Genomic DNA, 24144 nt, shown 5'->3' on the forward strand with positions numbered 1-24144 from the left:
TTAGAATAATATATATTATATATTTTAATTCATTTCATTTATATTAGATTTTTTTTAATTTTTTAAAAATAGAAACAAAATCTAAGTATTTTTATTACACATATTTTCATATTTTAAGAAAAAATTATGTATAAACCTGTATATCTATTTATTGGTTTACGTTATTTGTGGAATTCTCATTTACCAAAATTTAAAAAATTTATTACTTTATTATCTATTATAGGTATTATTATTAGTACAGCTTCACTTATTATTGTAATATCTGTAATTAACGGTTTTGAAGAAAATTTCAAAAAAAACATTTTATCTTTTATTCCACATTTAATAATTACTAATAAAAATAAATGTATTAATAAATCAGAATTTCCTAAAAATATTGTAAATTTATACAATTTTGAAAAAGTTTCTGATTTTATTAACCAAGAAGTGATTTTAAGAAGTAAAAATGATATAACCATAGGAGAAATAATAGGTATTGATAATACTAATAATGAAAATATTACTAATTATAATCTAAAAAACGTTCTAAATACACTTCAACCTAAACAAAAAAATGCGATTTTAGGTATAGAATTAGCAAAAAAGTTACATGTTCATATTGGTGATAAAATCAAATTAATTCTTTTACCGGATAAAAAATTTTTTTTTAAAGAAATTTTTAACGAAAAAACGTTTAAAATTGTAGATTTTTTTTCTACTAATAATGAAATTGATTATTATCAAATATTAATTAATAAAGAAGATAGTTTAGAATTTTTACACTTTCCTAAAAATTTTATTACTGGTTGGCGAGTATGGTTTAAACAACCTCTATCTTTAAATCTAGATCAAATTAAAAAATCCTTAAATAACTTTGTTTTATTAGACTGGAAATCGCAAAAGGGTGAAATATTTAAAGCAATGACTATTGAAAAATATATTATACTACTTTTATTTATTTTAATTTTAATAGTGGCAATTTTAAATATATTTATTACTCTTACTGTTTATACAATAGAGAAAAAGAGTAGTATAGCGATTTTACAAACACAGGGATTGGCAAATTGGAAAATTATATTAATTTTTATTATCATTGGTTCTAGTACAGCTATTATTGGAAATATACTTGGTACAGTAATTAGTGTTTTATTAATTATGCAAAATGATTTTTTAAAATTTCTTATAAAAATATTTTTTGATGAAATTGATATTTCTATCATTATAGTACCTCATCAAATTTTTTTTATTAATATCATATCTATATTCATTACAAGTATTTCTACATTATATCCAGCTTATAATGCTATAAAATTAAAACCAGCTAAAATTTTATCTCATGAATAATATTATCAAATGTATAAAATTAACTAAATCTTACAAAGATGGCGATGTAATTGTACATATTTTAAAAGGTATATCATTTGAATTACAACATGGAGATATATCTGCTATTATCGGAAAATCTGGTTCAGGAAAAACTACATTATTGCATTTACTTGCAGGTTTAGATGTCCCCAATTCTGGTGATATACTATTTGATGGAGAATCAATAACTTCTATGTCATCTAATCAAATAGCAACATTTAGAAATAAAAAATTAGGATTTATTTATCAATTTCATCATTTAATGTTAGATTTTAATATATTAGAAAATGTTGCAATGCCTCTTTTAATTAGCAATGAAGGTAAAAGAAAATCAGAAGAAAAAGCATATGAAATGCTTAAAATAGTTAATTTAGAAAAAAAAATAAAAAAATACCCCTCTGAAATTTCTGGAGGTGAAAGACAACGTGTTGCTATTGCTCGAGCTTTTGTAAACAAACCTTCTTTGATAATAGCAGATGAACCCACTGGTAATTTAGATCAATATAATGCAAATGTTATTTTTAATTTAATATTAAAATTTAATAGTTGTTATAATACTTCTTTTTTAATTGTTACACATGATTCTAGTTTAATAAAAAAAATACCTGTTTTATTCAAAATAAAAAATGGTAAATTATATAATTATAATAATTAACAAAAAAAGAAATGATCAATGAATTTTTTACCTTTCCTAATTGCAAAACGATTGTATCTTAATCAAAATAAAAAAAATAAAGTATTAATAATTTCTATATTATCTAAAATAGGAATATCTATTTCTGTATTTGCATTAATTTTAAGCTTAAGTGCATTAAATGGTTTTCATGTTTTATTAAATAAAACACTCTTATCTAGTGTGCCTCATGGAATTATTCAATTAACTGATAAATCTTTACTAAAATGGCAAGATATAGTTAAAAAATTAAAGTTTTTTCCAGGAATTCTCTATTGTGAACCTTATATTATTACCAACGGATTGCTAGTAAATAAAAACATAGTAAAAATAGTTGAAATTAAAAGTTTTAAAGATATAAAATATTTTGAAAACGACTTTTTAAAATATATAAATAATGATTTTTTAAAAAAAAAAATAATATTATTCTTTCGTCAAGTTTAGCGGAAAAATTATCAATTAAAGAAGGTGATTCAATTAATTTAATTATTTTAAATAAACAAGAAAAATTCATTAAATCCAATTTAAAATATTTTTCTTTGAATGTTATAGGAATATTTCGAGAAAATAGCATATTAAATTCAAATGTTGGATATATACCTTTTGAATTTTTTAAAAAATTTCTTATCAAAGAAGATGTAATTAATAAAATTGAATTACATATGTCTAATCCTCTTGATGCAAATAAAATTATTATAAATGCAGCGAAAAAAATCCATATACCTCTTCTTTTATATACTTGGATTAATGACTATAAATATATATATCATGATATTAACACAGTAAAAGCAATTATATATTTATCTTTATTATTTCTAATAATTATGTCATGTTTTAGTATTACATCTATTTCTTTAATGACCATATCTAAAAAAACACAAGAAATTGCCATACTACGTAGTATGGGTGCTAATAATTTTCTTATTCAAACAATTTTTTTATATTACGGTATGAGATCTATAATTATTTCTGCTTTAATTGGTTTGTTTTTAGGAGTAATGACAATATTAAATTTTAAAAAAATAGTATTTTTTTTAGATAAATTTTTTAAGAATAATATATTATTAGATAATATCTATTACAAAAATTTTTTTCTATTAGAATTGAATTTATTAGATGTATTTATTATTTTTATAAGTACTTTAATAATGGGTATTATAATTAATTGGTATCCAGCATATTATGCTTCAAATCTTAATCCTAGTGAAATATTAAAGGAATATTAAAAGAATATTTCTTAAAAAATAAACTTTTATATGTGAAATGGTGTGAATAATGACTATTAAAGTAGGTATTAACGGATTTGGTCGTATTGGACGAGTAATATTTCGACTTGCTCAAAAACGTAAAAATATTGAAGTTGTAGCTATTAACGATTTATTAAGTCCTGACTATATAGCTTATATGTTAAAATATGATTCTACTCATGGAGCCTTTAAAAAAATTATTGAAGTTGATAAAGAAAGTATCATAATAGATGGAAAAAAAATTCGTATTACTTCAATAAAAGATCCTGAAAAATTAAAGTGGAGTGATTTATCAATTGATGTCGTAATTGAATCAACGGGATTATTTTTAACAAAAAATACAGCTTATAAACATATTTTAGCAGGAGCAAAAAAAGTAGTTATTACAGGTCCTTCAAAAGATGATATACCAATGTTTGTAAGAGGTGCTAATTTTGATAAATATAAAGGTGAAAGCATTGTATCAAATGCATCTTGTACTACTAATTGCCTAGCTCCTTTATCTAAAGTAATAGATGATAATTTCAATATTATTGAAGGCTTGATGACAACAGTACATGCTAGTACAGCCACTCAGAAAGTTGTAGATGGGCCATCTTATAAAGATTGGAGAGGAGGAAGGGGTGTATTGCAAAATATTATTCCATCTTCTACTGGAGCTGCTATTGCAGTAGGTAAAGTTTTACCAAATTTAAATGGTAAATTAACAGGTATAGCATTTCGAGTACCCGTGTCAAATATATCTGTTGTAGATTTAACAGTACGTTATGAAAAATCAGCTACATATAGTGAGATATGTGAAGTAATTAAAGAAGCTTCTAAAAAAGAAATGAAGGGAATTTTAGGATATACTGAAGATGAAGTAGTTTCTACGGATTTTAATGGAGCAGAACTGACTTCCATCTTTGATATTAAAGCAGGTTTATCTTTAAATAAAAACTTTGTTAAATTAATTTCATGGTACGATAATGAAACAGGTTATTCTAGCAAGGTTCTTGATTTAGTATGCTTAGTATGTAAAAAATAGATGTTTTACTAAAAAATTTTAAAAATCTTAAATAATATTTTATCTTTTAAATATATATAAATGATAAATATATTTTATTTTGATTTAAAATATACAAGCAGTATTAAGTTTATAACTTAATACTGCTTTGTGATAATCAAAAATTGATTTACATTGTTTTTATTTTTAAATAACTATAATTTTTTTATTGTCTAGCCATTCGTACAAGACAAGGTGTAAAGATAGCGCTTGTACGCCATGGATTAATATCAATTCCACCCCTACGTGTGTACCTTGCATATACAGTAAGTTCTTGAGGTTTGCAAATATTTTGAATATCATAAAAAATTCTTTCAATACATTCTTCATGAAATTCATTATGACATCGAAAAGAAATCAAATAAGAGAGTAATCCTGAATGATCGATTTCTTGTCCAGTGTATATAATTTGTATTGATGCCCAATCAGGTTGTTGAGTTATAGGACAATTAGATTTTAATAAATGACTATATAAAGATTCTTTTAAAATATTTTCAGAACAATGAGTAAGTAATAGTGGATTATATTCATAAGATGAAATTTTAATATTTTGATTATCTATACAATGACCGTAAAATTCTGATATATTTTCATTTTTAATTTCATTTAAATTAAATAATTTTATACATACTTTTCCACATACACATTTCATAAGATCATATTTTAATATTTCAAGAAGTTGTATATAACTATCAAATTTAGTTTGATTAAAACTATTAATATACATTTTTAAACTTTTAGATTCAACAATGTTTGTACTAGTTATATTAATTTCTAATTTAGCAATAGCAACTTGTGGTAAACCATTTTTATTTAGCCAAGATAATTCATATAATGTCCAAACATCTTTTCCAATAAAGGGAAGATTAAAATTATCTAATTTTAAAATATCACGATGTTTTTTTCTCGGTATACTTTTTAACAAACTAAAATTATTTATTTTTAAACTCATATTTTGTCTTTTTTATTAGATTTTTCAAGAATAAAATTATTTTATATTTTTTTACTTGGTTTTAAAAGCAAGGCAGAATTTTTTTTAGCCATTTTGTAATTCTTTCTTTGGTCTTTTCTGCTTGTCTATCTTCGTCTAAAACTAATCCCATAAAATATTCTTTATTTAATAAAGCTTTGGAATTTTCAAAATTATATTCTTTTGTTGACCATTTTCCAATTATATTAGCATTATTTTTTTTAATAACTTCATATATTATACCTAATGCATCGCAAAAATATTCTCCGTAATCTTCTTGATCACCACATCCAAATAATGCTACAGTTTTATTTGAAAAATCAATTGTTTTTAAAACAGGTAAAAAATCGTCCCAATCGCATTGAACTTCACCGTAGTACCAAGTAGGAATTCCTAATATTAAACAATCAAAATTTTCAATATCTTTTTTACTTGAATTGCTGATATCATGCAATATACAAATATTTTTACCTATAGATTCTTGAATTAATTTTGCTATATTTTCTGTGTTTCCGGTATCACTTCCAAAAAAAATACCTATTTTTTTCATTTTAAATACCTATAATAAAATTATTTATCAAAAATAGATATTACATGAATATATTAATATTTATCAAAAAATATTATTAAAATTAAATATATTTATTAATGAGTATTTCATTTTTTTTAATACATATATGTTAATATTTATACTTGAAAATTTTTTTATGAAAATTATTATATAATTTTAATACATTTTTAAGAAAAAATATTTTTACTTAGTGTTTTTATCTCTGTTATGTTGATTAAATGTTTTAACTTTATTATTTAGCAAAAAAATATTTTTTTAGATAAAAAAATTTATATTAAAGATACATAATAAATATTTTTCTCATTTAAAAGATAAAAATTATGCAAAAAAATTTAATTTGGTTTCGTAATGATTTGAGATTGTACGATAATATAGCTTTATATGAAGCATGTAGATATGAGAAAGATAAAGTTATAGCTTTATTTATTTCTACTCCTAAACAATGGTACAATTATTCTATATCTAATAAAAAAATATCTTTTATATATCATAATTTAATTTCTTTAACACAAGAATTATTCAAATTAAATATTATTTTACATTATCATGAATCTACTGATTTTCTAAATTCTATAGAATATTTAATATATTTTTGTGAAAAAAATAAAATTAATAATTTATTTTATAATTATCAATATGAAATAGATGAACGTAATCGAGATTGTTTAGCAAAAAAAAAATTATCTCAAAAAAATATAATTGTAAAAGGTTTTCATAGTAATATTTTAGTTTCTCATAAATATATAAAAAACCAAAAAAATGAAACATACAAAATATATTCTTTTTTTAAAAAAAAAATAATACAAAATTTATATAGTCATATACCAAAATGCGTTCCTAACCCCCTAAAAAGAAAACCTGATAAAGATTGTTTTGCAAATTCTCTTTATTTGAAAAATTTAACTTTAAAATTTAATAAAAATATTTTTCCAATTGGAGAAAAAGCTGCTATTAGTCGATTAAAAAACTTTTTATCTGATAAAATTAATAAATATTCATTAAATAGAAATTTTCCTTTTTTATTTAGTACTAGTATGCTATCTCCCTACTTATCTTCAGGAATATTATCATCTCGATATTGTCTTATGATGCTTTTAAAAACAAAGAAAAATTTTCCTTTAAATATTATTTTAAATTGTTCTTGGTTTAATCAATTATTATGGCGTGAATTTTATTATCATTTATTAATTGGTTTTCCAATACTAAGTAAATTTGAATCATTAGTTAAATGGGAAAAAAATATTCACTGGAGTAATAACGCAAAACATTTTCAAGCTTGGAAACAAGGAAATACAGGATATCCTATAGTAGATGCTGGTATGCGACAGTTAAATAAAATAGGTTGGATGCATAATCGATTAAGAATGATCACATCAAGTTTTTTAGTAAAAAATCTTTTAATAGATTGGAGAGAGGGTGAAAAATATTTTATATCTAATTTAATCGATGGAGATTTGGCTTTAAATAATGGAGGATGGCAGTGGTCAGCATCTATTGGATGTGATTCTGTGCCTTATATAAGAACTTTTAATCCATATAATCAATCAAAAAATTTTGATATATCAGGTGCTTTTATAAAAAAATTTATTCCAGAATTAAAAATTGTACCAAATAATTATATTCATCAACCACATGAATGGTCTAAACAAAAAAATTGTAAATTAGATTATCCTAATCCAATTATAAATTATAATGAAAGTAGAAAAAAATTTATATTGATTTTTAATCGAGCACGTTTATTTTTTGAAAAATAGGTTTATAAATTAATGAATAATTTTTTTTTAGAAAATATTATAAATCAGAAATTACTTACTCATCAATATGCGGATGTAGTTCCTAATGGATTGCAAATTCAAGGATCAAAAATTGTAAAAAAAATTATTACAGGTGTTACTGCATGTCAAAAACTATTAGATATATCCTTATCTTACAATGCTGATACTATAATTGTTCACCATGGTTATTTTTGGAAAAATGAATCACGATATATACATAATATACAAAGAAAAAGATTAAAAACAATACTTTCAAATAATATTAACTTATACAGCTGGCATTTGCCTTTAGATATTCATCCTCAATTAGGAAATAATGCACAAATTGCTAAAAAATTAAATATTTGCATTAAAGGTAATATTTTACCTTATGTTTTTTGGGGAGTGATAAAAAAAACTACAGGTTTTAAATTTGCAAAAAAAATAGAAAAAGCATATAAAAAACGTCCTATACACCTATATGAAAATGCTTCAATTTACATTAATCGTATTGCTTGGTGTAGTGGTAAGGGACAAGGTTTTATCAAAAAAGCATATACATTTGGAATAGATGCTTTTTTAACAGGTGAAATTTCAGAAGAAACCATTCATATTGCTAGAGAACTAGGAATTCATTTTTTCGCTTTAGGACATCATGCTACTGAAAAAGATGGTATTCGATATTTAGGAAAATGGTTACATAAAAAATATAATCTAGATGTTGATTTTATAGATGTTTACAATCCTGCATAATTTTAAAAATATAAAATTTTTATAATATTTAATATTATGACAATTCCCTTAAAAAGAAAATCATGAACAAAAAAAAGATAGAATACTGGTTAAATTCTTCCTGGTTATCTGGAAATAATCAACAATACATAGAAAAAATGTATCAAAAATTTTTAATAGATCCCCAGTCTATTGACATTATTTGGCATAGTAAATTTTTAAAAATGTCTAAAAAACAAAATATTATTAAGGATAACTACAAAAGAGACGATTTATATTTACTTATTTATAAAGCAGATCAGATAATTAATTCATTTCGTTCATATGGTTATAAAAAATCTTTGATTAATCCACTAGAATTAAAAAATAAACAAAATATTCAAGAATTAGAACTTGAATCATATAATCTAACCAAAAAAGAACTAGAAGAAAAGATTAAAATAAATTTTAAAAAAAGTACTAATTTTGAAACAAACATTTTAAATTTACATAAAATATTATCTAATAAATACTTAAATTCTATTGGTTTTGAATATATGTATATAGATAATCTATTAGAAAAAGAATCAATTACTAATTATATTGAATCGTTTTTTAATGAAAATCTATTGAAGACAAGTGAAAGAATAAATTTTTTAAAAAAAATCACTTATGCTGAAACTTTAGAAAAATATCTTGGAAAAAAATTTCCTGGTGCTAAAAGATTTTCTTTAGAAGGAGCTGAAACATTAATCCCAATGCTCCATGAAGTAATAAAATATTCAAAAAAAAATAATATATCTGAAATAATACTAGGAATGGCTCATAGAGGTCGGTTAAATGTATTAGTAAACGTTTTAAATAAAAATCCTAAAATTTTATTTGATGAATTTTCTAATATTGATATTGTTCAAAAAAATAGTGGTGACGTTAAATATCATATGGGAGGAATTACAGAAATAAAAAATGAAAAAAAAATAATATTTAAAATGGCATGTAACCCTTCTCATTTAGAAATAATTAATCCAGTTATTTCAGGAATAGCACGAGCATCTATTGATCAATTAAAAAATAATAGTTCTATTTTACCGATTAGTATTCATGGAGATGCTTCTATAATGGGCCAAGGTGTAGTTCAGGAAACATTAAATATGTCTCAAACAGATGGTTATAAAGTAGGAGGTACTATTCATATTGTTATTAACAACCAAATTGGTTTTACTGCTTCTAATCCCAAATATCTTCGTTCTAGTGAATATTGTACTGATATTGCTAAAATGATTCAAGCACCTATATTTCACGTTAACGCGGATGATGTAGAAGCTTCTATTTTTGCTATTCAATTAGCTCTATATTTTAGAAATAAATTTAAAAAAGATGTTTTTATAGATTTAGTTTGTTATAGACGTCATGGACATAACGAAGTAGATGAACCTTCTGTTACACAACCTGTTATGTATCAAAAGATAAAAAATCATCCGACAGTAAGAGAAATATATTCTAATCTATTAATTTTACAAAAAGTAATTACACTTACAGAAGCAAAAGAAATTATTAATCAATATTCTTACAAATTACATTTAGGTAAAAATATATTTTCAAAAAGTACAAACATAGATTTTCAACATGGAATAGATAAAACTTTATTAAAAAAAATAAAAACAAATAATAAAAATACTTATCATCTTAAAAATTTATCTATTTTAATTAATAGTATTCCTAATTCGATTAATATGCATCATAGAGTTAAAAAAATTTATAAAGAAAGATTAGAAATGTCTAAAGAATTAAAATTATTCGATTGGGGTGCAGCTGAGACTTTAGCTTATGCAACTATTCTTAATGAAGGTATTTCTTGTCGTATTTCTGGAGAAGATGTAAGTAGAGGTACTTTTTTTCATCGTCATGCTTTTATTCATGATCAAAGTGATGGTTCTATTTACATTCCACTAAATAATATTAACAAAAAACAAGGGCAATTTTACATTTGGGATTCTGTTTTATCAGAAGAAGCAGTATTAGCTTTTGAATATGGATATTCTTTATTTCCATCTAAAACATTAACTATTTGGGAAGCTCAATTTGGTGATTTTGTTAATGGAGCTCAAATAGTGATTGATCAATTTATCATATCTGGAGAACAAAAATGGAATCAAAAATGTAATTTGATTCTTTTTTTACCTCACGGATATGAAGGACAAGGACCTGAACATTCATCTTCTAGAATTGAAAGATTTTTACAACTTTGTGCAGAAGAAAACATAAGAATATGTTTACCTACTATATCTTCTCAAATTTTTCATCTTTTAAGAGAACAAATATTTAATAATATTTATAAACCATTAATTATATTCACACCAAAATCGCTTTTAAGAAATCCACTAGCTAGCTGCTCTTTAGAGTGTTTAGTTAATGGAAATTTTCAAAAAATTATAAATGAAATAGACAATACTATTAAGAAATCTATACGTCTTGTTTTTTGTTCTGGTAAAATTTATTATGATCTATTAAAAAAACGTCGTGAAGATAATATAACAAATATTGTTTTAATTCGCATTGAACAATTATATCCATTCCCTAAAGATGAAATATTAAAGATACTAAAAAATTATTTTTATATAAAAGATTTCATCTGGTGTCAAGAAGAACCTTATAATCAAGGTTCATGGTTATATGTAAAAAATTATTTAAAAAAATTACTACCATTAGATTCTTCATTAAAATATATTGGTCGTTTATCTTCATCTTCACCTGCGGTTGGTCATATTTCTATTCATAAAAAACAACAAGAAAAAATACTTTATGATGCATTAAATATTAATTAAAATAATAGGATAAAGAATGAAAAAAATAAATATTCTTGTTCCAGATTTACCAGAATCAATTAATGATGCAACAGTTATAAAATGGCATAAAAAAATAGGAGACACAGTTACTTCTGATGATAACATAGTCGATATTGAAACAGATAAGGTTATGCTGGAAATATCATCACCATGTAATGGAATATTAAATTCAATTTTAGAAAAGGAAGGAAATATAGTAAAACCTCAACAAATTCTTGGTCAAATAAAAAACATTAGTGTTATTAAGGATAAAATATCCAATCATTTTTTTCCAGAAAAAAGTAATTTTTTATTAGAAAAAAAAGAAAACTTAACATTAAAAAATGAAAAAACAAAAGTAACTTTTGAAAAAATAAATAAATATGTAACACCGTCTATAAGACGATTAATCAAAATCAATCAAAAAAATGATTTTTCTGATAAATTTATCAAAAAAGATAATAAAATTAATAGTTTAAATAATATAGAAGAAATTAAAGAAACGTTAAATACAAATATTTCTAATCAAAATACTTTTAATAAAGAAGAAAATAAAAAATTTGAAAAAAGAATAAAAATGAGTCGGTTACGACAAAAAATTTCTGAAAGATTATTATATAGTAAAAACAATACAGCAATGTTGACAACTTTTAATGAAGTGAATATGCAACCAATAATACTTTTACGTAAAAAGTATAGTGAAATTTTTGAAAAAGAACATGGTATTCGTATTGGTTATATGTCTTTTTTTGTAAAAGCAGTAGTTCAAGCATTAAAAAAATTTCCAGAAATAAATGCTTCAATAGATGGAAATGATATAATTTATTATAAAAATTTTGATATCAGTATAGCTATTTCTACACCGAGGGGTTTAATAACACCAGTATTAAGAAATGCAGAAATTATGACAATACCAGAAATAGAAAAACAAATAAAAGAATTTTCTATAAAAGGATCTCAAAATAAAATTGATATAAAAGAATTAATCGGGGGTAATTTTACAATTACTAATGGAGGTGTTTTTGGTTCTTTAATGTCTACACCTATTATAAATCCTCCTCAAACAGCTATATTGGGAATGCATGCTATACAAGATCGAGTAATGGTTATTAATGGAGAAATTAAAATTCTTCCAATGATGTATTTAGCTTTATCTTATGATCATCGCTTAATAGATGGTAAAGAATCAGTAAGTTTTTTAGTAACTATAAAAAATACATTGGAAGATTTTAATCGTATTTTAATTGATATTTAGATTGTTATAGTTTTGCACTCTAAAAGTACAGTGGCATAATTATATAAACTGTACTTTTATTACAAATAACATAGTTTTTTTATATAATTTTTCTTAAAAGAAATGATATAATTCGGAATATTTTAACTTTAATTAGATTAATATTATACTATAATCATAGTAATGTTTTTTTTAAAAAAATCAATGTTAAATTTTAAAAATCTGTTTCCAATAGAATAATTTCAGAGAAAAAATGACAATGAATAAAATAGTTTTAATCAGACATGGTCAAAGTGAGTGGAATGAATTAAATAAATTCACTGGATGGCATGATGCAAAATTAAGTCAAAAAGGAAAAAATGAAGCCAAAAAAGCTGCTATGTTATTAAAAAAACATAAATTTTTTTTTAATTTTGCATACACCTCTATGTTAAAAAGAGCAATATATACTTTAAGATATATTTTAGATGAATTAAATCAACCTTGGTTGTCAGTAAAAAAATCTTGGCGTTTGAACGAAAGACATTATGGAGCTTTAGAAGGATTAAATAAAGATGAAGTTATCGAGAAATATGGAGAGAAAAAAGTTATTTTATGGAGAAGAAGTTTTAATATAACTCCTCCTATGATTAACATACAAGATCAACGTTTTCCAGGAAATGATATACGTTATTCCAATTTAAATATAAATGAAATACCATTAGGAGAAAGTTTAGAAATAACTGCAAAAAGAGTAATTCCTTATTGGAAAGAAATTATTTATCCTGAGTTAAAAAAAAATAAAAAAATACTTATTGTAGCTCATGGTAATTCTTTACGAGCTTTAATACAATATTTAAAAAAAATAGATAATAAAGAAATTTTAAATTTAGATATTCCAACTGCAACACCTATTATTTTTGATTTCAACGAAAAACATGTTCCTATTAAATGGTATTATTTAAAATAATATCTATCGAAAATATATATTTTAAAACCCTAAAAAACTTCCGTGCTAATCTTATAATAAATATATTTAAAATTAGATTTACACCATAGAATATAAATATATTTTTTCAATATATTCATATCTAAAAAAACATTTATTTAAAATAATACTATTAAATTAATAAAATATATAAATAATTTTTTATATAAGTTGAAAAAAGAGGTTTTGATGGTTAAAAAAATTGGAGTCTTAACCAGTGGTGGAGATGCTCCAGGCATGAATGCTGCGATCAGAGGAGTTGTAAGAACAGCACTTAGTGAAAAATTAGAAGTTTTTGGAATTTATGATGGGTATTTAGGTTTATATCAAAATCGTATGATAAATTTAGATAGATATAGTGTATCTGATATGATTAACAGAGGTGGAACATTTCTAGGATCAGCTAGATTTTCTAATTTCTGTAAAAAAGAAATACGTTCTGTTGCAGTCAATAATCTTAAAAAAAGAAATATAGATGCTCTTGTTGTAATTGGTGGTGATGGATCTTATATAGGAGCTATGAAATTAACAGAAATGGATATTCCATGCATTAGTATTCCAGGAACTATAGATAATGATGTTGCAGGTACCGATTATACAATAGGATATTTTACGGCTTTACAAACAGTTGTAGAGGCTATAGATCGATTAAGAGACACTTCATCGTCTCATCAGCGTATTTCCATTGTAGAAGTTATGGGTCGATACTGTGGTGATTTAACATTAGCAGCAGCTATTGCTGGAGGCTGTGAATTTATTGTACTACCAGAAATTCATTATACGCAAGAAGAGTTAGTCATTGAAATAGAAGCTGGTATTGCAAAGGGTAAAAAACATGCCATTGTTGCAATAACAGAATATATTTGCGATGTAGAGAAATTAGCTCGATATATTGAAAAAAAAACCAATCGAGAAACTAGAGCAACTATTCTTGGACATATTCAAAGAGGTGGTGCGCCAGTTGTATATGATCGTATTTTGGCATCAAGAATGGGAGCATATGCAGTAGAATTATTAATAAAAGGTTATTCTGGAAAATGTGTTGGAGTGAAAAATGAAAAAATGGTGTTTAATGATATCACAGATGCATTAAAGAATATGAAACGTATCTTTAAAAAAGATTGGTTAATTACTGCTAAAAAGTTATACTAATGTAAAATTAGTGCCGGTACTTCCGGCGCTCCAATTTTTTAATCTTATCTGTTTTTTTAGTTACGATTACACAGGTCTTTTAAAAATGAATTTTTATAGGAAAAAAAATATCATAAAACAATGTTTTGTTGAGTTTTTTGGAACAGGTTTAATAATTTTTTTTGGGACAGGTTGTCTAGCAGCTTCAAAATTAACAAATGTTAATTTTAATCAATTCGAAATAAGTTGTATTTGGGGTTTAGGAGTATCTATATCAATTTATTTTAGTTCTGCAATATCTGGTGCTCACTTAAATCCAGCTATTACTATTTTTTTTTGGTTATCTTCTAAGTTTAATAAAAAAAAGGTACTTCCATATATTATATCTCAAATTCTAGGTGCTTTTTTTTTTACAATGCTAATATACTATCTTTATTATAATTCATTGGTTTCATTTGAGATAAATAATAATATTATAAGAGGTACACAAGAAAGTATTAATTTAGCTTCTATTTTTTGTACTTATCCAAACTATAATAATAGTTTTATTCGGAATTGTATGATAGAAATATTTACAACGGCTCTTTTTGTAATGATTTTATTACAATTTAATAATAAAAAAAATAATTCTTTTTTACATCGTAGTTCTATAGCTCCTATTTTAATAGGAATATTAGTTTTTATGATCAATATATCTATAAGTCCCTTAAATAATATCAGTCTAAATCCAGCTCGAGATTTAGGTCCTAAAATATTTTTAAGTCTTACTGGATGGGGTATTTTGTCTTTTACTGGCGGTAATAACAATTTCTTATATTTTTTAATTCCTACAATAGGTCCTATTTTGGGTGCAAATTTAGGTGGATGGGCACATAAGATATTAATTGATACTTCTTCTTTTAAAATGAAATAAAATGTTTTTCTTTAATCAATAGAACAAGAAATTTTTATGATTTTTAAAAATTCTTTAGCATGCAAAGAGGCACTTCCAATTAGCAAACCATCTATATCTTCTTGTTGAATAAATTCTTTTGTATTTAAAGAACTAACGGAACCACCATATTGAATTATAACATTTTTACTCACCGAGTCATTTTTTTGAATATAATTTCTTATAAATTTATGTATAATTTGTACATATTCTGGATCAGCAGATACACCTGTTCCAATAGCCCAAATAGGTTCATATGCAATTACTGCATTTCTAAATGCTTTTTCTCCTAAAATTTGAAATATACAATTTAATTGTTTTTCAATAACTTTTTGTGTTTTACCATTCTTTTTTTCTTTTTCTGTTTCCCCTATGCATAAAATCGGTATTAAATTTGAATTTTTAATTAAATGAAATTTTTTTGCTACAAAATTATCTGTTTCATTATGTAATATACGTCTTTCAGAATGTCCAATAATAACATATTTTACACCTATATCTTTTAACATTAAAACAGAAACTTCACCAGTAAATGCTCCTTTTAAATTAACATCTACGTTTTGTGCTCCAAGAAAAATATTTATCTTTTTTATAGACTGGTAGGTTCGTTCTAAATATATATTAGGAGGAGCAATAACAATTATGTTTTTATTTAAATTACTCAATAAATTATTCTTTAAAAACTTTAAATAATTAGAAATCATTTCTATATTTCCATTTAATTTCCAATTTGCTACAATTAATTTTTTTTTCATTCTTCAACCTTAATTATTTCTAACTATAGAAACTAAGCTTTTTTTATAAAAAGTTATATTCAGACTTAGTTTCTATCATAAAGTATTAAAATATATTATTTATATATGTTAGCTCTATTACGTAATAGTTTACCTGGTTTAAAATAAGGTATATATTTTTCATTTAATTTCACTATTTCCCCAGTTTTAGGATTTCGACCTAAGCGAGAACGACGATAATGTAAAGAAAAAGTTCCAAAACCTCTAACTTCAATTCTTCGTCCCTTTGCCAGTGATATTATCATGTGTTCTAATATTTCTTTTATAGCACACTTTATAGTCTTATTTGAAATATGAGTTTTTTTTTCAGAAATTCTTTCAAATAATTCTGACTTAGTCATAAATCCTCGATATTTATAAATCTAAAAATTCTTAATTTATTATAAAAATATTATTTTTTATAATACAAATAGTTATTCTGTATTTTTAGCCGCTTTAAAAGCTTCTTTCATTACATTAGAAAATATTTCATCATTTATTTTTTTATTAGACAAATCTGTTGAATCTTTTTTTTCATTTTCATCTAAGATATGAACTACAAGATAAATTATTCTATTTTTACGATCAAAACTAGATAATTTAACTAAAATTTCATCATTAATTTTAAATTTATTCGTTAGTCCTTCGTATTCTAAACGAGATATATCAGAAAATTTTATGATACCTTCTATGTTTTCTGATAATTTTATTGTCATATTTTTTTTATCAAAAGATTTTACTATTCCATTAATAATGGTACCTTTTTTATAGTTTGAAACATATACGTTTAAAGGATCTTCTTCTAATTGTTTAATTCCTAAAGATATACGTTCTCTTTCGGCATCTACCTGAAGAACTACAGCAGAAATTTCATCACCTTTTTTATATTTTTTAACTGCTTCTTCACCAGAACTGCTCCAAGAAATATCAGATAAATGCACTAATCCATCAATACCACCATTTAAACCAATAAAAACACCAAAATCTGTAATAGATTTTATTTTACCGGCAACATGAATTCCTTTTTTATGAGTTTCAGAAAACTCTTTCCATGGATTTATTTTACATTGTTTTAAACCAAGAGAAATACGTCTACGATCTTCATCAATATCTAGTACCATGACCTCAACTTTATCGTTTACAGAAACGACTTTAGATGGATGAATGTTTTTATTAGTCCAATCCATTTCAGACACATGAACTAAACCTTCTACTCCTTCTTGAATTTCTACAAAACAACCATAATCCGTTAAGTTTGTTACACGTCCACTCAACTTAGTTCCTTCTGGATAACGTTTAGAAATTTCTATCCATGGATCTTTACCTAATTGTTTTAATCCCAGTGAAACTCGAGTTCTTTCTCTATCAAATTTTAAAATTTTTACACTAATTTCGTCACCTATATTAACGATTTCACTTGGATGTTTTACTCTTTTCCATGCCATGTCAGTAATATGTAAAAGACCATCTACGCCACCTAAATCTACAAATGCTCCATAATCTGTTAAATTTTTTACAATACCCTTGATATGTATTCCTTCTTGTAAATTTTCTAAAAGCTGATCTCTTTCAGCACTATTTTCTGATTCAATCACTGCTCTACGTGAAACAACAACATTATTACGTTTTTGGTCTAATTTTATTACTTTAAATTCTAATTCTTTTCCTTCAAGATGAATTGTTTCTCGAACAGGACGAACATCTACTAAAGAACCTGGTAAAAATGCACGTATATCGTTTAATTCAACAGTAAAACCACCCTTTACCTTGCCATTGATAATTCCAGTAACTGTTTCTGATTTTTCATGAGCTTGTTCTAATATTAACCATGCTTCATGACGTTTTGCTTTTTCACGAGATAAAAGTGTTTCGCCAAATCCGTCTTCAATAGCATCTAAAGCAACATCAATTTGATCACCTACATTAATATCTAGTAAACCTTGAGAATTTTTAAATTGTTCAATAGGAATTGCAGATTCAGATTTTAATCCAGCATCTACCAAGACTATATCTTTTTCTATCGAAATTATAGTTCCACGAAGAATTGAACCTGGACGAGTTTTAATTTCTTTTAGTGATTCTTCAAATAATTGAGCAAAAGATTCATTCATAATTGATAATTGTTAGGAATTTTTATTTAATGTCCATTTTAACATCATGTTAAAATGAGCTTGTTTTATATATCTTATAATAATCCTTATTAAAGAGTGTAATATTTTAATTAATGTTTTATTATTTTTTTATACTTTTAGTAATATATTTCATAAAATTTGTAATAACTTCTGATAAACTCAAATAAGTAGAATTTAATATTATAGCATTTTTTGGTATGCATAAAGGAGAAATTAAACGATTTTGATCTCGTTCATCACGATTTTTCATTTTAATAAACAATTTTTTAAAATCAATATAACAACGATTTTTTTTTAATTCTAATATTCTTCTATATACACGTACTTCTAAATTAGCATCTAAAAAAAATTTAAGTTTTGCATCAGGAAATACTACTGTACCCATATCACGTCCTTCTGCTATTAAGCCTGGAAATGAACGAAATGACCTCTGTTTTTTTAGTAAAATTTTTCTAACTATGGGGAAAGATGCTAATTGAGAAGAAATTTCACTAATTTTTTCAAAATTTATTAACTTATCATTATATTGTAAATTTTTATTTAATAAAATATCTAAATCTTTAATAAAAGGAATTATATTTTTTTCAAAAATAGAAATTTTTTTATTTAAAATTAAAAAAGCTAGAAATCGATAAATTTTACCAGATTCTAAAACTGACCATTTTAATTTTTTTGCTATTATTTTAGATATAGTACTTTTACCAACACCACTAGGACCATCAATAGTAATTACGGGAATTGTATTTTTCATTATTATATATTTTTTAAAAATATTTATTATAATTTTTTAAGAAAATTAATAATATTTACTTATAGATAAAAAATCTTGAAAATAAGAAGGAAAAGTTTTAGAAGTGCAACCGGGATTGATTATATTTACACCGGTTCCAGATAAACATATCAACGAAAAACACATAGCCATACGATGATCATTATAAGTATTAACATTAGAATATTTAAAACTAATAGGTGGAGTAATAGATAGAAAATCTTTACCTTCTTTAACTATAGCCCCAACTTTTTTTAATTCGATAGTCATTGCAGATAAACGGTCAGTTTCTTTGACTCTCCAATTATATATATTTCTAATAACTGTAGTCCCTTTAGAAAAAAGAGCCACTATCGCAATAGTCATTGCTGCATCAGGAATATGATTCATATCTAGATCTATACCATTTAATTGGTTACGAGTACAACTAATGAAATCGTTACCCCAATTAATAATTGCACCCATTTTTTGAAGAACATTTGCGAAATTTATATCACCTTGCATACTTTTTTTACCAACACCTACAACCTTAACAGAACCACCTTTAATTGCGGAAGCCGCTAAAAAATATGAAGCTGATGAAGCATCTCCTTCAATAAAATAATTTCCTGGTGTTTTATATTGTTGCTGACCTTTTATGTAAAAAATACTGTAAGAATCATGTTTAATGTTGACTGAAAAAGATTTCATTAAGTTAAGTGTAATATCTATATAAGGTTTAGAAACCAAATCACCCTCTATAAAAATAGTAGTATCTTTTAAAGCAAGTGGAGTACTAATTAATAGAGATGTTAAAAATTGACTAGAAATATTTCCTTTTAAAACAAGATTTCCTCCGACAAAACCACCTTTTGTTTCTATTGGAGGATATCCGTTATTTTTTTTATATTCTATAATAGCACCACCTTGTTTTAAAGCATCAACAAGATGTTTTATAGGTCTTTCATGCATTCTTTCCTCTCCACTTAATACAACATTATTTTCATTTAAAGATAATGCAGAAAGAAGTGGACGCATAGCAGTGCCTGCGTTTCCTAAAAACAATTTCATTGGTTTTGATAATTGAAAAGATCGACCAATGCCTTCAATACAACATTTTTTCTTGTCACTAGACAAATTATAATTAATTCCTAACATTTTTAATGCATTTAGCATATATTCAGTATCATGACTATTTAGTAAATTATTTAGATACGTAGTTCCTTTAGACATTGAAGCAATTAGTAAAACTCTATTAGAAATACTTTTTGAACCTGGCAAATAAACAGTTCCATTTACATAAGATATTGGTTTTAAACGAAAAGAATCTTGCATAATGAATATACGCTCTATTAAATTAAAATGAAAATACGAAATATTGTGTTTATGATTAAACCAAAAGTAATTCATCCATATCGATTTTCGAAATATGACATAAATTTTACTAAAGATATAATACCTTCTAATGGCATTGCATTATAAATAGATGCACGAATACCACCTACTATACGATGTCCTCTTAATGCAGTTAAACCTAACGCAGAGGCTTCACTTAAAAAAGTTTCATTTAACTTCGGTTTTAATAAGTGAAAAACAACATTCATTTGTGATCTGTTTTTGTCATCTATATTATTAATATAAAAATTACTAGTATTAATTTTTTTATATAACAAATCTGATTTTTTTTGATTTATTTTTTCAATTTCTTTTAAACCACCTTGTTTTTTTAACCATTTAAAAACTAATCCTGATAAATACCAAGAAAATGTAGGTGGGGTATTAAACATTGAGTTATATTCTGATATTTTTTTATAATCTAAAATAGAAGGTAATTCTTTAGAAGAATATCCTATTAATCTTTCTCTGAGAATAACTATTGTTATACCTGCAGGTCCAATATTTTTTTGAGCACCCGCATAAATAAGATCATAATTTTCAATATTAATTGAACGGGATAAAATATAAGATGAAAAATCTCCAATTATAATTTTATTATTAAAAATTGGTTCTTCATAAATAGACAATCCATCTATTGTTTCATTAGGGCAATAATGAATATATGCCGAATTATCATTAATATTCCATTGAGACATAGGTAAAAGAGAAATTTTTTCATCTACTTTTTTTGTAATATTTATAGAATGAGGAATACAATATTTTCTAGCTTCAATAAGTGCAGAATTTGACCAATAACCACTATTTATATAATCTGCTGTTTTTATATTTCCTAATAAATTCATAGGAACAGCAGAAAATTGTCCTCTAGCACCACCTTGACAAAATAGTACTTTATAAGAATCAGGTATATTTAATAAATCTCTTAAGTCTTTTTCAGCTTCTGAAGCAACTTGCATAAATTCATCGCTACGATGACTAATTTCCATAACAGAAGAACCAGAATTTTTCCAATTCTGAAGTTCTTTTTTAGCTTGAAAAAGAACTTCTTTTGGTATCATAGATGGACCGGCACTAAAATTATAAACTGTATTCATGCTTTCACCAATGATGTTTTTGAGTTTTTTTGTTAATAGTTAGTTTATGAATTCTAATCCTTTCATGTATTTTTTTTGAAGAATTTTAGGGATTTCTATACGACCATCAGATAGCTGATAATTTTCTATTATAGCAGCTAAAGTTCTACCTATTGCTAAACCAGAACCATTTAATGTATGTACAAAAAAATTTTTTTTCTCATGTTTTTTTCGATAACGAGCTTTAATACGACGTGCTTGAAAATCAGTCATATTAGAACAAGAAGAAATTTCTACATATTTTTTTTTAGAAGGAAACCAAACTTCTAAATCATAAGTCTTAGCTGAAGAAAAACTCATATCTCCCGTGCATAAAAGAATTTTTCTATATGGTAAATCTAAAAGTTGTAAAACTTGTTCAGCATGATTAGTCAGTTTTTCTAACATTTCCAAAGATTTTTCTGGTTGAACAATTTGAACTAATTCTACTTTGTCAAATTGATGTAATCTAATTAGTCCTTTTACATCACGTCCGTAGGAAGATGATTCTGATCGGAAACAAGGAGTATGTGCAACTAACATAATAGGTAAATCTGTTTCATCAATTATTTGATTAGAAACTAAATTAGTTAATGGAACTTCTGCTGTAGGAATTAATATGTAACTATTTTTATCAATAAAGTTTATATGAAATAAATCATCACTAAATTTAGGTAATTGACCTGTTCCGTACAAAGCGTCCGGATGAACTAAATAAGGTACATAAGTTTCTATGTAACCATGTTTTAAAGTATGTAAATCTAACATAAATTGACTTAATGCACGATGTAAAAGTGCAATATTACCTTTCATTACAACAAATCTGGATCCTGATATTTTTGCTGAAGATTCCCAGTCTAGTTCATTAAATTTTTTTCCTATTTCTATATGATCTTTAACTGTAAAATTATATTTTCTTTTTTGACCCCAATATTTTATTTTTTTATTGTCCATTGATGTTTTTCCTTCTGGAACATCATCAAGAGGAATATTAGGTATATGAATAGAAAAATTATGAATTTTTTCTTTTAAAGAATTAAGCTTATTTTTAAATATTTTTAAAATTTCGCTTAATTTTATAATTTTATTCTTTAAATTTTCATTTTTTTTATTAGTATTTTTTTGATCTCTAAACATATTTGATAAAATATTATGTTCATTTTGTAATTGTTCAGTTTTAATTTGTAATTCTTTACGTTTATCTTCCATAGAAGATATTGCACAAATATCTAATTTATAGTTTTTTTTTAGTAATTTTTTTGCTACTAATTTTAATTCATTTCGTAGTAAATAAGGATTCAACATAATATATCTTGTTTCTTTTAATATATAAATGAATATTATTGTACAATAAAACGTATAAGATTTTTTGATTTAGTGATAAATATTATTTTTAATTTTTTTAAAAAATTTACTATTGAAAAAACTATGTAAATATTAAAATAATTTATGCATTCTTAAAAATATAGTATAAAAAACCATTTTAAAGCAATAATAACTCATTTTATTATTAGAACATAACATTCTATAATTATTTTTTCAAAAAACAACTAAGATAATTTAAAACAATATTTTTTTAAGGATATGAGATATGGGAAAAATTAAACATGCTAAGGTAATAATATTAGGTTCTGGTCCAGCAGGTTATACAGCAGGTATATACGCTTCAAGAGCAAATCTAAAGCCTATTTTAATTACAGGAATAAATAAAGGTGGTCAATTAATGAACACCAATGAAATTGAAAATTGGCCTGGTGATATTAATACAATTACTGGTGCGGAGTTAATGAATCGTATGTATCAACATGCTATTAAATTTCAAACGGAAATTATTTCTGATCATATACATTCAGTGAATTTTGAAAAAAAACCATTTTACTTAATAGGAGATAATAATCAATATAGTGCAGATTCAATTATTATTGCAACAGGAGCAAATCCTCGTTATTTAGGATTGGAAGCAGAAAAATTTTTTAAAGGGAGAGGTGTTTCAACATGTGCAGTATGTGATGGTTTTTTTTATAAAGGAAAAGAAGTTGCAGTTGTAGGTGGAGGTAATACGGCTATAGAAGAAACATTATACTTATCAAACTTTGTTGAAAAAGTACATTTAATTCATCGTAGAGATAATTTTAGTGCTGAAAAAATTTTACTTAATCGATTAAAAGAAAAAATAAATAATAAGAAAGTAATACTTTATTTAAATTCTACTATAAAAAATATTTTAGGAAATACTTTTGGAGTCAATAGGTTGTTGATTACACAGAAAAATTTAAAGAAAGAAGAAAAAGAACTGAATATAACAATTTCTGGTCTATTTGTTGCAATTGGATATGTTCCTAACACTAATATATTTATTGATAAATTACAAATGGAAAATGGCTATATTAAAGTATTATGTGGATCACATGGAAATTATACTCAAACAAGTATTCCTGGTATTTTTGCTGCAGGAGATGTAATTGATCATGTATATAAACAAGCAATTACATCATCTGCTAGTGGTTGTATGGCTGCATTAGATAGTGAACGTTATCTTAATAGCTCTTAATATTTATGAAATATAATCAATTAAATA

22 protein-coding genes are annotated in these 24144 nt (G+C 24.3%); 13 read left to right on the top strand and 9 right to left on the bottom strand.

All coding sequences use genetic code 11. The annotated features are described in order from the left end of the window. Nucleotides 1-126 precede the first annotated feature (126 nt). The 5 genes from D9V66_RS01505 (at nucleotide 127) to gap (ending at nucleotide 4291) form a co-directional block, all read left to right on the top strand. The gene (locus D9V66_RS01505; protein WP_158365688.1) at nucleotides 127-1323 is read left to right on the top strand and encodes an FtsX-like permease family protein; all 1197 of its coding nucleotides are present in this window, start codon (nucleotides 127-129) and stop codon (nucleotides 1321-1323) included. Beyond that, nucleotides 1316-1999 (top strand): lipoprotein-releasing ABC transporter ATP-binding protein LolD, encoded by a 684-nt coding sequence (gene lolD, locus D9V66_RS01510; protein ID WP_158365689.1) that lies wholly within the window; start codon nucleotides 1316-1318, stop codon nucleotides 1997-1999. The genes D9V66_RS01505 and lolD overlap by 8 nt, the downstream gene beginning before the upstream one ends. Nucleotides 2000-2017: 18 nt before the next feature. After that, on the top strand, nucleotides 2018-2461 hold the full coding sequence (locus D9V66_RS03225; protein WP_261979309.1) for a hypothetical protein: 444 nt from the start codon (nucleotides 2018-2020) through the stop codon (nucleotides 2459-2461). A 95-nt stretch (nucleotides 2462-2556) separates the two neighbouring features. Beyond that, complete coding sequence (locus D9V66_RS03230; protein ID WP_261979311.1) at nucleotides 2557-3243, top strand: FtsX-like permease family protein; 687 nt, start codon at nucleotides 2557-2559, stop codon at nucleotides 3241-3243. A 49-nt stretch (nucleotides 3244-3292) separates the two neighbouring features. Then, nucleotides 3293-4291, top strand: coding sequence for a type I glyceraldehyde-3-phosphate dehydrogenase (gene gap / locus D9V66_RS01520; protein ID WP_158365690.1), 999 nt, complete (start codon nucleotides 3293-3295; stop codon nucleotides 4289-4291). Nucleotides 4292-4475: 184 nt separating this feature from the next. Here gap and queF read toward each other — a convergent pair whose 3' ends face one another. Together queF and fldA are read right to left on the bottom strand one after the other, a co-directional pair. Beyond that, a complete protein-coding gene (gene queF / locus D9V66_RS01525) occupies nucleotides 4476-5261 on the bottom strand; it encodes an NADPH-dependent 7-cyano-7-deazaguanine reductase QueF (protein ID WP_158365691.1) in 786 nt (261 codons plus the stop codon). Nucleotides 5262-5322: 61 nt separating this feature from the next. After that, a complete protein-coding gene (gene fldA, locus D9V66_RS01530; protein ID WP_158365692.1) occupies nucleotides 5323-5829 on the bottom strand; it encodes a flavodoxin FldA in 507 nt (168 codons plus the stop codon). 341 nt (nucleotides 5830-6170) lie between these two features. Between fldA and phrB the strand changes: the two genes are divergently transcribed. The 7 genes from phrB (at nucleotide 6171) to D9V66_RS01565 (ending at nucleotide 15385) form a co-directional block, all read left to right on the top strand. Further along, nucleotides 6171-7604, top strand: a complete 1434-nt coding sequence (gene phrB, locus D9V66_RS01535) for a deoxyribodipyrimidine photo-lyase (protein WP_158365693.1) — start codon at nucleotides 6171-6173, stop codon at nucleotides 7602-7604. Nucleotides 7605-7616: 12 nt separating this feature from the next. Then, nucleotides 7617-8357, top strand: a complete 741-nt coding sequence (locus D9V66_RS01540; RefSeq protein ID WP_158365694.1) for a Nif3-like dinuclear metal center hexameric protein — start codon at nucleotides 7617-7619, stop codon at nucleotides 8355-8357. 62 nt (nucleotides 8358-8419) lie between these two features. After that, complete coding sequence (locus D9V66_RS01545) at nucleotides 8420-11140, top strand: 2-oxoglutarate dehydrogenase E1 component (RefSeq protein WP_158365695.1); 2721 nt, start codon at nucleotides 8420-8422, stop codon at nucleotides 11138-11140. A 16-nt stretch (nucleotides 11141-11156) separates the two neighbouring features. Then, entirely contained in the window at nucleotides 11157-12395 is a 1239-nt protein-coding gene (gene sucB / locus D9V66_RS01550; RefSeq protein ID WP_158365696.1) for a dihydrolipoyllysine-residue succinyltransferase, read from the top strand. 232 nt (nucleotides 12396-12627) lie between these two features. After that, on the top strand, nucleotides 12628-13323 hold the full coding sequence (gene gpmA / locus D9V66_RS01555; RefSeq protein ID WP_158365697.1) for a 2,3-diphosphoglycerate-dependent phosphoglycerate mutase: 696 nt from the start codon (nucleotides 12628-12630) through the stop codon (nucleotides 13321-13323). 207 nt (nucleotides 13324-13530) lie between these two features. Next, nucleotides 13531-14493, top strand: coding sequence for a 6-phosphofructokinase (gene pfkA / locus D9V66_RS01560; RefSeq protein ID WP_158365698.1), 963 nt, complete (start codon nucleotides 13531-13533; stop codon nucleotides 14491-14493). An 85-nt stretch (nucleotides 14494-14578) separates the two neighbouring features. Further along, nucleotides 14579-15385 (top strand): MIP/aquaporin family protein, encoded by an 807-nt coding sequence (locus tag D9V66_RS01565; RefSeq protein WP_158365699.1) that lies wholly within the window; start codon nucleotides 14579-14581, stop codon nucleotides 15383-15385. Between the two features lie 11 nt (nucleotides 15386-15396). On the opposite strand, the gene tpiA is transcribed toward D9V66_RS01565, so the two are convergent. The 7 genes from tpiA to serS form a co-directional block, all read right to left on the bottom strand. Further along, on the bottom strand, nucleotides 15397-16158 hold the full coding sequence (tpiA, locus tag D9V66_RS01570) for a triose-phosphate isomerase (protein ID WP_158365700.1): 762 nt from the start codon (nucleotides 16156-16158) through the stop codon (nucleotides 15397-15399). Between the two features lie 95 nt (nucleotides 16159-16253). Then, on the bottom strand, nucleotides 16254-16538 hold the full coding sequence (gene ihfB, locus D9V66_RS01575; RefSeq protein WP_158365701.1) for an integration host factor subunit beta: 285 nt from the start codon (nucleotides 16536-16538) through the stop codon (nucleotides 16254-16256). Nucleotides 16539-16610: 72 nt separating this feature from the next. Then, a complete protein-coding gene (rpsA, locus tag D9V66_RS01580; RefSeq protein WP_158365702.1) occupies nucleotides 16611-18287 on the bottom strand; it encodes a 30S ribosomal protein S1 in 1677 nt (558 codons plus the stop codon). Nucleotides 18288-18408: 121 nt separating this feature from the next. Next, nucleotides 18409-19059 (bottom strand): (d)CMP kinase, encoded by a 651-nt coding sequence (gene cmk / locus D9V66_RS01585; protein ID WP_158365703.1) that lies wholly within the window; start codon nucleotides 19057-19059, stop codon nucleotides 18409-18411. Nucleotides 19060-19104: 45 nt separating this feature from the next. Continuing rightward, on the bottom strand, nucleotides 19105-20391 hold the full coding sequence (gene aroA / locus D9V66_RS01590) for a 3-phosphoshikimate 1-carboxyvinyltransferase (RefSeq protein ID WP_158365704.1): 1287 nt from the start codon (nucleotides 20389-20391) through the stop codon (nucleotides 19105-19107). Nucleotides 20392-20462: 71 nt separating this feature from the next. Continuing rightward, nucleotides 20463-21548 carry a 3-phosphoserine/phosphohydroxythreonine transaminase gene (gene serC / locus D9V66_RS01595; RefSeq protein ID WP_158365705.1) on the bottom strand — a complete coding sequence of 362 codons (1086 nt, stop codon included), beginning with the start codon at nucleotides 21546-21548 and terminating at the stop codon, nucleotides 20463-20465. A 39-nt stretch (nucleotides 21549-21587) separates the two neighbouring features. Further along, a complete protein-coding gene (gene serS / locus D9V66_RS01600; protein WP_158365706.1) occupies nucleotides 21588-22871 on the bottom strand; it encodes a serine--tRNA ligase in 1284 nt (427 codons plus the stop codon). A 286-nt stretch (nucleotides 22872-23157) separates the two neighbouring features. On the opposite strand from serS, the gene trxB reads away from it, so the two are divergent. Beyond that, nucleotides 23158-24117, top strand: a complete 960-nt coding sequence (gene trxB, locus D9V66_RS01605; RefSeq protein ID WP_158365707.1) for a thioredoxin-disulfide reductase — start codon at nucleotides 23158-23160, stop codon at nucleotides 24115-24117. Nucleotides 24118-24144 lie beyond the last annotated feature (27 nt).

The sequence above is a fragment of the Buchnera aphidicola (Brevicoryne brassicae) genome (assembly GCF_005082825.1).
GTDB lineage: Bacteria > Pseudomonadota > Gammaproteobacteria > Enterobacterales > Enterobacteriaceae > Buchnera > Buchnera aphidicola_AK.

What these genes read in the sequence shown, in the direction of transcription:
- D9V66_RS01545 (WP_158365695.1), top strand. Translation starts at nt 8,420, where the DNA reads ATGAACAAAAAAAAGATAGAATACTGGTTAAATTCTTCCTGGTTATCT.
- D9V66_RS01505 (WP_158365688.1), top strand. Translation starts at nt 127, where the DNA reads ATGTATAAACCTGTATATCTATTTATTGGTTTACGTTATTTGTGGAAT.
- D9V66_RS03225 (WP_261979309.1), top strand. Translation starts at nt 2,018, where the DNA reads ATGAATTTTTTACCTTTCCTAATTGCAAAACGATTGTATCTTAATCAA.
- phrB (WP_158365693.1), top strand. Translation starts at nt 6,171, where the DNA reads ATGCAAAAAAATTTAATTTGGTTTCGTAATGATTTGAGATTGTACGAT.
- queF (WP_158365691.1), bottom strand. Translation starts at nt 5,261, where the DNA reads ATGAGTTTAAAAATAAATAATTTTAGTTTGTTAAAAAGTATACCGAGA.
- serC (WP_158365705.1), bottom strand. Translation starts at nt 21,548, where the DNA reads ATGAATACAGTTTATAATTTTAGTGCCGGTCCATCTATGATACCAAAA.
- fldA (WP_158365692.1), bottom strand. Translation starts at nt 5,829, where the DNA reads ATGAAAAAAATAGGTATTTTTTTTGGAAGTGATACCGGAAACACAGAA.
- aroA (WP_158365704.1), bottom strand. Translation starts at nt 20,391, where the DNA reads ATGCAAGATTCTTTTCGTTTAAAACCAATATCTTATGTAAATGGAACT.
- gpmA (WP_158365697.1), top strand. Translation starts at nt 12,628, where the DNA reads ATGACAATGAATAAAATAGTTTTAATCAGACATGGTCAAAGTGAGTGG.
- trxB (WP_158365707.1), top strand. Translation starts at nt 23,158, where the DNA reads ATGGGAAAAATTAAACATGCTAAGGTAATAATATTAGGTTCTGGTCCA.
- rpsA (WP_158365702.1), bottom strand. Translation starts at nt 18,287, where the DNA reads ATGAATGAATCTTTTGCTCAATTATTTGAAGAATCACTAAAAGAAATT.
- cmk (WP_158365703.1), bottom strand. Translation starts at nt 19,059, where the DNA reads ATGAAAAATACAATTCCCGTAATTACTATTGATGGTCCTAGTGGTGTT.
- lolD (WP_158365689.1), top strand. Translation starts at nt 1,316, where the DNA reads ATGAATAATATTATCAAATGTATAAAATTAACTAAATCTTACAAAGAT.
- serS (WP_158365706.1), bottom strand. Translation starts at nt 22,871, where the DNA reads ATGTTGAATCCTTATTTACTACGAAATGAATTAAAATTAGTAGCAAAA.
- sucB (WP_158365696.1), top strand. Translation starts at nt 11,157, where the DNA reads ATGAAAAAAATAAATATTCTTGTTCCAGATTTACCAGAATCAATTAAT.
- D9V66_RS01565 (WP_158365699.1), top strand. Translation starts at nt 14,579, where the DNA reads ATGAATTTTTATAGGAAAAAAAATATCATAAAACAATGTTTTGTTGAG.
- D9V66_RS01540 (WP_158365694.1), top strand. Translation starts at nt 7,617, where the DNA reads ATGAATAATTTTTTTTTAGAAAATATTATAAATCAGAAATTACTTACT.
- pfkA (WP_158365698.1), top strand. Translation starts at nt 13,531, where the DNA reads ATGGTTAAAAAAATTGGAGTCTTAACCAGTGGTGGAGATGCTCCAGGC.
- gap (WP_158365690.1), top strand. Translation starts at nt 3,293, where the DNA reads ATGACTATTAAAGTAGGTATTAACGGATTTGGTCGTATTGGACGAGTA.
- ihfB (WP_158365701.1), bottom strand. Translation starts at nt 16,538, where the DNA reads ATGACTAAGTCAGAATTATTTGAAAGAATTTCTGAAAAAAAAACTCAT.
- tpiA (WP_158365700.1), bottom strand. Translation starts at nt 16,158, where the DNA reads ATGAAAAAAAAATTAATTGTAGCAAATTGGAAATTAAATGGAAATATA.